At 53.9% G+C, this 8,407-nt stretch carries 9 protein-coding genes; 2 read left to right on the forward strand and 7 right to left on the reverse strand.

The window, feature by feature from the left end; genetic code table 11:
* The first annotated feature begins 12 nt into the window (after positions 1–12).
* Positions 13–867, forward strand: coding sequence for a carbohydrate ABC transporter permease (locus AC1RNN_RS16545; protein ID WP_493090055.1), 855 nt, complete (start codon positions 13–15; stop codon positions 865–867).
* A 3-nt stretch (positions 868–870) separates the two neighbouring features.
* The gene (locus AC1RNN_RS16550) at positions 871–1,944 is read left to right on the forward strand and encodes an ABC transporter ATP-binding protein (RefSeq protein WP_493090054.1); all 1,074 of its coding nucleotides are present in this window, start codon (positions 871–873) and stop codon (positions 1,942–1,944) included.
* 220 nt (positions 1,945–2,164) lie between these two features.
* On the opposite strand, the gene AC1RNN_RS16555 is transcribed toward AC1RNN_RS16550, so the two are convergent.
* The 7 genes from AC1RNN_RS16555 to AC1RNN_RS16585 form a co-directional block, all read right to left on the reverse strand.
* Positions 2,165–2,806, reverse strand: a complete 642-nt coding sequence (locus AC1RNN_RS16555; protein WP_493090053.1) for a hypothetical protein — start codon at positions 2,804–2,806, stop codon at positions 2,165–2,167.
* 1,096 nt (positions 2,807–3,902) lie between these two features.
* Entirely contained in the window at positions 3,903–4,352 is a 450-nt protein-coding gene (locus tag AC1RNN_RS16560) for a hypothetical protein (RefSeq protein ID WP_493090052.1), read from the reverse strand.
* Positions 4,353–4,834: 482 nt separating this feature from the next.
* Entirely contained in the window at positions 4,835–5,224 is a 390-nt protein-coding gene (locus AC1RNN_RS16565; RefSeq protein WP_493090051.1) for a pentapeptide repeat-containing protein, read from the reverse strand.
* A gap of 643 nt (positions 5,225–5,867) precedes the next feature.
* On the reverse strand, positions 5,868–6,224 hold the full coding sequence (locus AC1RNN_RS16570) for a transcriptional repressor (RefSeq protein WP_493090050.1): 357 nt from the start codon (positions 6,222–6,224) through the stop codon (positions 5,868–5,870).
* Between the two features lie 172 nt (positions 6,225–6,396).
* A complete protein-coding gene (locus AC1RNN_RS16575; protein WP_493090049.1) occupies positions 6,397–6,840 on the reverse strand; it encodes a hypothetical protein in 444 nt (147 codons plus the stop codon).
* Positions 6,841–7,018: 178 nt separating this feature from the next.
* The gene (locus AC1RNN_RS16580; protein ID WP_493090048.1) at positions 7,019–7,585 is read right to left on the reverse strand and encodes a hypothetical protein; all 567 of its coding nucleotides are present in this window, start codon (positions 7,583–7,585) and stop codon (positions 7,019–7,021) included.
* A 170-nt stretch (positions 7,586–7,755) separates the two neighbouring features.
* A complete protein-coding gene (locus AC1RNN_RS16585) occupies positions 7,756–8,175 on the reverse strand; it encodes a hypothetical protein (RefSeq protein ID WP_493137473.1) in 420 nt (139 codons plus the stop codon).
* Between the last annotated feature and the right edge of the window lie 232 nt (positions 8,176–8,407).

Raw genomic sequence — 8,407 nt, forward strand, 5'->3', positions numbered from 1 at the left:
CCCCTGATTCCCATGAACTCCAAACTCCTCTCCCGTGTGGCGGTCTACGGCGTACTCGTCTTCGCTGCCATCGTCTTCCTGGCCCCCCTCTACGTGATGGTGGCCACCTCGCTCAAGGACGCCGACCAGATCCGCAACGGCAACCTGCTGAGCCTGCCCAACTCGATCAACTTCGACGCCTGGGGCGCCGCCTGGTCCACCGCCTGTACCGGCGTGGACTGCCGCGGCCTGCAGCCCTTTTTCCTGAACTCGGTGATGATGGCCGTGCCGGCCGTGCTGATCTCCACCATCTGGGGTGCCATCAACGGCTATGTGCTCTCCATGTGGAAGTTCAAGGGCAGCGAAGTGCTGTTCGGTTTCCTGCTCTTCGGCGTGTTCATGCCCTTCCAGGTCGTGCTGCTGCCCATGAGCCAGGTGCTGGGCTTTCTGGGCCTGTCCAGCTCGATTGGCGGCCTGGTGCTGGTGCACTGCCTGGCCGGTCTTGCCGGAACCACGCTGTTCTTCCGCAACTACTACACCGCCATCCCGCGTGAGCTGGTGAACGCTGCGCGCATTGACGGTGCCGGCTTCTGGCGCATCTTCTTCCGCATCGTCGTGCCCATGTCCACGCCCATCCTCATGGTCACCACCATCTGGCAGTTCACCAACATCTGGAACGACTTCCTGTTCGGCGTTGCTTTCAGCGGCGCGGACACCAAACCCATCACCGTGGGCCTGAACAACATGGCCAACACCACCACGGGCGTGAAGGCCTACAACGTGGACATGGCTGCGGCCATGATCGCCGGCCTCCCCACCATGCTCATCTACGTACTCGCAGGCAAATATTTCGTGAAAGGTCTCACCGCTGGCGCGGTGAAAGGATAAAAAATGGCAGCTTCTCTCCAAATCGCAGGCATCCGCAAAGTCTTTGGCAAGGGTGACAGGACCGTCGAGGTCCTCAAGAAAATCGAGATCGACGTTGCTCCCGGCGAGTTCCTGATCCTGGTCGGCCCCTCGGGCTGCGGCAAGTCCACACTGCTCAACATCATTGCCGGTCTGGAAGAGCCTTCCGAAGGCGAGCTGCGCATCGCCGGCAAGAACGTGGTGGGCGTGGCCCCTGCGCAGCGCGACATCGCCATGGTGTTCCAAAGCTACGCGCTCTACCCCACCATGAGCGTGGCCGACAACATCGGCTTCGCGCTGGAAATGCGCAAGGTCCCACTGGAAGCGCGCAAGAAGCGCATTGCCGAAGTGGCCTCCATGTTGCAGATCGAACATCTGCTGGACCGCCGCCCCGCCCAGCTCTCTGGCGGTCAGCGTCAGCGCGTTGCTATGGGCCGTGCCTTGGCGCGTGACCCTCAGCTCTTCCTGTTTGACGAACCGCTCTCCAACCTCGACGCCAAGCTGCGCGTGGAAATGCGCGCCGAAATCAAGCGCTTGCACCAGGTCTCCGGCATCACCAGCGTCTACGTGACGCACGACCAGATCGAAGCCATGACCCTGGGCAGCCGCATCGCGGTGATGAAGGACGGCATCCTGCAGCAGATCGGTACGCCCGACGACATCTACAACCGCCCGGCCAACACCTATGTGGCCACCTTCATCGGCTCGCCCACCATGAACCTCATCAAGGGCCATGTGGAAGCGCCCGGCGCCCAAGGCCGTTTCACCTTCAACGGCAGCGCCTTGGAACTGGCAACCCCCGCCCAAGGCGATGCCACCCTGGGCGTGCGCCCCGAACACATCGAGCTGGTGGGCGACGCCTCCTGGCGCGGCGAAGTGATGCTGGTGGAACCCACCGGCGCCGACACCTACGTGGTGGTCAAGACTGCTGCTGGTGATGTGACCGTGCGCACAGCGCCCAGCGCCAAGTGGAAGGCTGGCGACCAGGTCGGCTTGCGTGTCAATCCGGCGAATGCCAACTGGTTCAATACGACGACGGGCGTGCGTCTGGACGTGTAATCTCGAAGCACAAGAAGAAAGCGCCGGATTGCTCTTATGGGGCAGTCCGGCGCTTTTTTTTGTTACTTCAAAAGACTGATTGCAGACATTTGCCGCGCTCCGAAGCTGTAGTTAACTCCCTAGTTAATCGGCGCCGGAGCACGAAGTGCGGAGGGTACCGCTACAGGCCATGAGAATGCCGAAGGCATTGCCTGTAGTGGCGTCCACGTCGAACGAACAGTTAGTCAATTTTTGACTCCAGTGCTTGGAGGAAATGATTCAATTTTTCTGCCGACCTATCAAGTTGCGTTTGCATTTCTTTTTCAACCTCGGATAGGTCGCCAAGAAGCGCTAGGTCGCGACGAATCTCAACCATGAGTTGCAGTTGTTGAGGCGCGATTTCTCGAATGCGTGAAAACAGATGGCGCGCGAAGGCAATGTTGCCTTGGTTGAACGATGCCCAACCCTCTGACCGACTAGTTGCAAACTTCGATGTTTGTTCTTGGCTAAAAGCAAAACTTCGTTGTAGGGCGTCAAAGGACTGCTGATCAGCCTTTCCGGCTTCGTTGTGGAGAGTCATCGCAGACAAAACACGCTGTGCTTCGTTGTTCGCCTTGTTGTACAGATCGTCTGCGATTTGGATATCCGTCTTTGCTTTTCCCAACACCATGAGATGGTGCATGAGTTCCAAGAACAACTCACCATAGGCAGCTGAGAGGCGAATGGCCAGAAGAGTGGTTTTTGGCTCAGCCACCAACTGTAGTTTCGCTGATGCCGTTTGAAAACCGACGAATCCTTCTCCGAGATTCCCCTTTGTTATGTCCTGTTGAGGCAGAGAAGCAAGAAAGGCATTGAGCTTGACGAGTTCTTCTGTGGCTTTCAAGCAGACCTCGCGGCGAAGGTTAAGCGTTCGCTCTTTGGCCTTCTCCTCACGATCATGGTTCAGCTGTGTTTTTAAGCGTGTTGTGTTGCTTCGGTTTGAAATTAGCACCCCGCTAAGGGTAAGGACCGAAGCGATTATTCCTGACCAAATGACGTCAGGGATGCCTTGAAGTAGCTGCGCGATACACATGAATTGCCTAACGAAATTTATACCGCAAAGCACTGCGGGATAAAGTGGGAGTGTGGTCTAGAGAAAAGGCATTTGCCCATATCCAGCATGCACAGACTGCTCTCATAAAAATAGCGGCAAACCTCGCAGCCTGCCGCGCTTGATTTTGGTAATTCGGTCAGGAACTGAATATCCCCCATTCGGGTGAATTTCTGAAGGTCGGCTTCCGCCGCAGAGCTGAGGCGCCTCCAGACTGACTGCAGACATTCACTGAGCTCGGAAGCAGTCGTTAACCTTTGGAGTTCAAGCGCGGCCTAAGGTCATCACCTGCAATGACGGGTTAGGCACCGAACTTTGCCGGGAAAATGCGGTAAACGGCATAGGAGCCCCCGATGAACCCCGCGCCCATGGCGAAAAATTGAAATGCAACGGCTGGACTAGACAAATTGAAGGCCCACGACAAGACCAAGCCCCAAAAGCCGCTAAACGCAAACGTTAGCCCGCCAAAGACGACAAACCCCATTGGCCGATTCCAGGGCTTTAACTTCAAACTAGGACGCGCAGCGACCGCCCCGATTGGCAGTCGTCGCAGCTCCAACCAAAGGAGAACTATCGACGTCACCAGCGCAGATGGCAGTGCGACGAGAGCTTGCATCCAGAGCGGTGAATGTTCGGTCGGAAATGTCGCAGAAAGGTAGCCCCAGCCTGCACAGAAGAAAAACCAGAAGAGGTAGAAGGATCGCATTGTTTGATACCTAGCGTTTGAGATGAGAGGCTTGACCTGGCTTGGCGGGGGGCGCCCTCTCAATTTAAGGGTTGGACGTCAAAGTGTGAGACGCCAACAGACTGACTGCGGACAATCGTAGCGCTCTTAAGCCGTCATTAATGTCCGTGTCAAACAACCTTTAAGGCCGCAGACGAGTAGCAATCATGCGTCCCAGACGTTGCGTTTTTTCGATTGTTTCGGAGGATTCGTCGGCGTCCTGCGCCACTGCTGGCGCGGACACAATTCCTTCAGCAACTTGTCCTTGCGCCGTAGCAATGCTTCCGCTTCCTGTTGCGTGAGCTTTTGCAAGGACGGATCCGGCTCGGTTGGTCTGTACAGTCTCCACAACCAATGTTGCCCTGATTTCTCGTCGCGGCAGATGTAAATGGCCACGGCTGGACCTCGACTTTCCTTGAACTCACTGGGCGCAAAGCGTTCGATGCGCTTGTCCGAATACAAGATCGTCACCTTCGATCCGAGAAATTTTCCGCGGCGATAGGCGAGGAATTCGTCGTCGATGAACGCGAACGAGTACATCCCGGTTCCCGCCCGGTAGTAGCGAAGCACAAAGGGTAGGAATACCGCGATGGCCAGTGGGATAAAGAACTCCATCCGACTCATTTAGAAACGCTTGCTAAATTCAATTGGCTATCCGGTGCTACACCATTCACAATGGTCATGTTCGCCGCCAAACTGAGGCGCCTTCAGACTGCAAGCTGTCTTCGATGGTGTGAGACATCGGGGCATGAAACCCGACTTCACTTTCCGCCAGTGATTGAGAGTTCCAGCGCTTCGGATGCCGAATCCACAAAAACCCGCGTTCCATCCGTGAATTCCAATATGACCTCTGCAGGTCTATGGCGAATCACGCGGGCAACTACTTTTCCATGCAGCATTTCCGATGCACGTTCCGCTTCTTCCGCGAGTTTGGTAACGTCATTTGGGGTGGGTGGTACTCGGCTCATTGCTACCATCTTAAGGTTCAATCAAAGGCCGTTGGTCGATGACGGCTAACGCCGCGAAGCCGAGGCGCCTACAGACTGATTGCAGACTTATGCAGTGCTCTAAACCTGCCGTTAACGTCGAAGCCATCATTACTCCCATGATGGAAATTCATCGCCGTCTGATAGCTCACAGCCGTAGAAGGTAGCACCCTTTACCTTAACGCCCTCAAGTAAGGCACCTGTTGCCTTTATCGACTCAATTGCAGCGAGTTCAAAGATGGCGTTTGTCAGGTCTGCTTTTGAAAAGTCAGCACATTTGACGTTGCATTCCCGGAAGTTGGTGCCTCGCAAGCTTGCGCCCAGAAAGTTAGTGTTGAAGAACCACGAATGCTTCTCAAAAACCGCGCCGTCCAGCACTATCCCGGACAGGTCCGCTTCGCTCAGCTCTGTACCAGGAAAGCAGCGCTCCCCCGCAGAGTAGCGCTGCTCAAGCTCAGCGCGGCTTTCTGGGGGGCGATAGTTTTCAGGGAAATCAATCATTAGAAGTTGAGCTCACAGAATGTCAGCTTCCGCCCCAGGGCCAAGGCGTCTAGAGACTGAAAGCGGCCATCTGAGGCCATTAACTCAACTTCGGCATCGACCGGTTGAATCCGCCCCCTTGAGCCGCCTTTGTCAATTCGTCCATACGGTGGCGGTTTCATGGATGAAAAACTGTGCGTGGTTTTCCTTGCACCACAACTCAAGCTCCGTTTTTAGAGTGGGCCACAGCTCTACCGCCCAAGAGGGGGCTCGACTCCGCCAAATCTCTTCTGTTGGCAAATAGGCGGAAAGCACCCCCATGGGGAGCTCAAGAACAAAAATCCCACCTGGGCCGGTGCAAACCAACTCCTCTTTCCATCTTGGCTGAAATTTGAACATCTCGGTAAGGATATTTGCCTATGGGAAGGCCTAGTGAAGTACCTATTGTGGGGACGATTTTCGCTGTCCGCTTCCGCCGCCTAGCTGGGACGTCAAAAGACTGATAGCAGGCTTTCACCGCGCTTCAAAGCAGTCGTTAACGTTGGCGCTATCCGGCACGCAGCAAGAGCCGCGAAGCGGCAACCTGCTGCTGCGTATCCGCGACGAGCAACCTGTTAGAGCCCCCGAGCCGACAACTCCGACTGGCAATTTTGAATTGCCTGAATCAGTCTTCAAGTCTGAGACCATGCTTCCCCTCGAATATCTTGCGAAGGGCAGCGCAAAGAATCTCCCTCTCTGCACCTTCAGCGCTTGCGATATTTATGGTGTAGCTCAAGTGATCGTCAAGTCGCGCAGCAAGAGAGTCATCTAGGGCGACGCAAATTGTCGAACCACGCAGTTCTACCGAAAGATCACGAACCTTATGGTTGATTTGGTCAAGGACCATTACCTCGATTTCATCTTCCTCTGGAAATCTGGATAGCGAGAAGCAGTAGTTCTTTTCCTTGTCGAAGCAATAGACAAGCGCCATTTGGTAGTGCTCATCAAAGGGTGATGCCCATACCGTTGCGTTGAGATTCATGATGGGCTCTAACGAATATTTAATCGATTCCGCAGTCTATCGCCCCAACACCAAGGCACCTACAGACTGGCTGCGGACATTCACAGCTCTCAATAGCAGTCGTTGACGTGGAAATGAGACACCTGCGCGGCTTTCGCGCAAGTCGACTCGAATGCGAGATCAGCTATGGCCTTCATTCTAGATAGCCAATTTGCTGCTGAAGCATACGAATCAGTTCTGCTTCCCCAATCTTCACTTCCTCAAAATCGCGGCATACGACTTCGAGCATTACATCTTTGAAGCATGCGATGAAATGCATCTCACCAGCAAACATCGAATCGTTGTGCTTCGGATGAATTCGATTGGCAGTCATTCGCTCCAAAATCCATGGGGAGTGTTCGACTTTGTATAGACCGTACCAGCCGAGACCGTATTTCGTCATTGGGTGGCTAGCGCGAGCCTCGTCGTTTGGACCTCCATACCTAAAGGAGCCGTATCGAAATTTCAGGGCGCTAACCGAGGTTCCCTCCTTTTCAATCAGAAGGTAGAGATCATCCTGAGTCGCCAGTAAGAAATTTTCGTACTGGAACGGATAGTTCTTCCTGAGAGGAACTTCTCTGACGATTGGCTCATTCATGGGGGACGCAATCAATGGCAAAAGAATTGTTAGCAGAAAGGGATTTTGTTTCTAATCTGTCATTCGAAGCAAGGCTTGCACATCCCCATACAGGTGAATTGCCGAACGCCCGCTTTCGCCGCCGAGCGGCGACGCCAACAGACTGATAGCAGCCACTCATAGCAGTGGTGAATAGCTATTAGCAATGAGTACGGAATCCACTGTTCATAGCAACTTGTTTTTGTTGAATGCTTCCTTTTTGTACATACCCTTTTGCCCCATAGTGAATGCCGCAATCGCCACCAAAGCTTATGTCGGTCAAAGTCAAAGTGGCATGTTTGCGAACTTGCATTAGTTTTTTGTTTCGAACGCTCTTCAATGTTTTTACGTCAAAAATTGCCTCCGCAAGAGCCTCGTCATTGTCAATGTGAAACTCGCAATAGAGGTCGCAATTTGAAAGACGCTGCCAATCATCACGACGCGGAATCTTTGACCACTCAGATTTAGAAAACAAAAGGTGAACCATGAGCGTCCCGCCTTCACCAAACTCATCGCCGTCAAACCAACCGTAGGAGACGGTGGCACGCACTGAAATACTTCCCTGCATTTCTACATAGAAGGGAGTCCCATCATCGGCCGCCTGAATCATTTTGACCGAAAGGTTTGGTGTCTTCGGGGAAATGACGATGCGTTCAACTCCAGTCATATCTTGCGATGACGCAGCTCCGACCATCGCTAGAGACATAAAAAGCGGCAGCAATTTCATAGCTAGACCTTGTTCCTTCTATTTTTACTTAGCACTTTAAGAGGGTTAAACAGTCTGACCGTTGCACTTCGGCGGATTGCCCCGAAAGTCTGCTACCGCCCAAGTGCCTAGGCATCTACAGACTGAAAGCGGACCGCCTAAGCCGGCTCCACATTGAGGAAAAGTAAGTGTTACTCGCGTAAGAAGTATTCACGGAACTTCCAGCGGGAGACAAGCACCCAAAGCCGCCCACCATCACAATGGAACTCATTCTCTTGGACCACGCCAAGAGTAGTGCTACGTAGTACAGCGGTCGTTTCCGTAGTTGATACAACATCGATTGGCACGAAGACGACATCATCTCTCCCTTGGTCGGGATCAAGATAGCCACCCCAAAATGACTTGCTAAACAAGATAACAAGCCTGCCAAAAAAATGGCGCTCGAAGAGCTCCTTAGCCCGCGGGGATACTTCGGGATGCTGTTGCATATCGGCGAGGGTTAGTTCCTCATTTGAGCGCCAACGACCGAGAAAACATTCCGGGAGCGCGGCGGCTAGGGCAAGTCCTTGCCACCAGAGAACTACAACGACGACAAGTGATCGAAAGGTCATGACGGTAAGCGTGGTCGAAGCAGAAAAAGCAGCTGAATTCTCTGGCCGTAACTCCCATTTGGAGGCCGGCACTCTCTACATCTCAGCCATTTCCATGTCGCTGTTGGAGCTTGCCCATCCCCCATTTGGGTGATTCTTTGAACGTCCGCTTGCGCCGGCGGATTCAACCGGTCGCTGCAACAAGTTGGCTGAATCGTTCAGCAGGCGTTTCGTAGTCTAGTGTCATCCGTGG

It is taken from the genome of Rhodoferax sp. GW822-FHT02D07 (genome assembly GCF_058802405.1).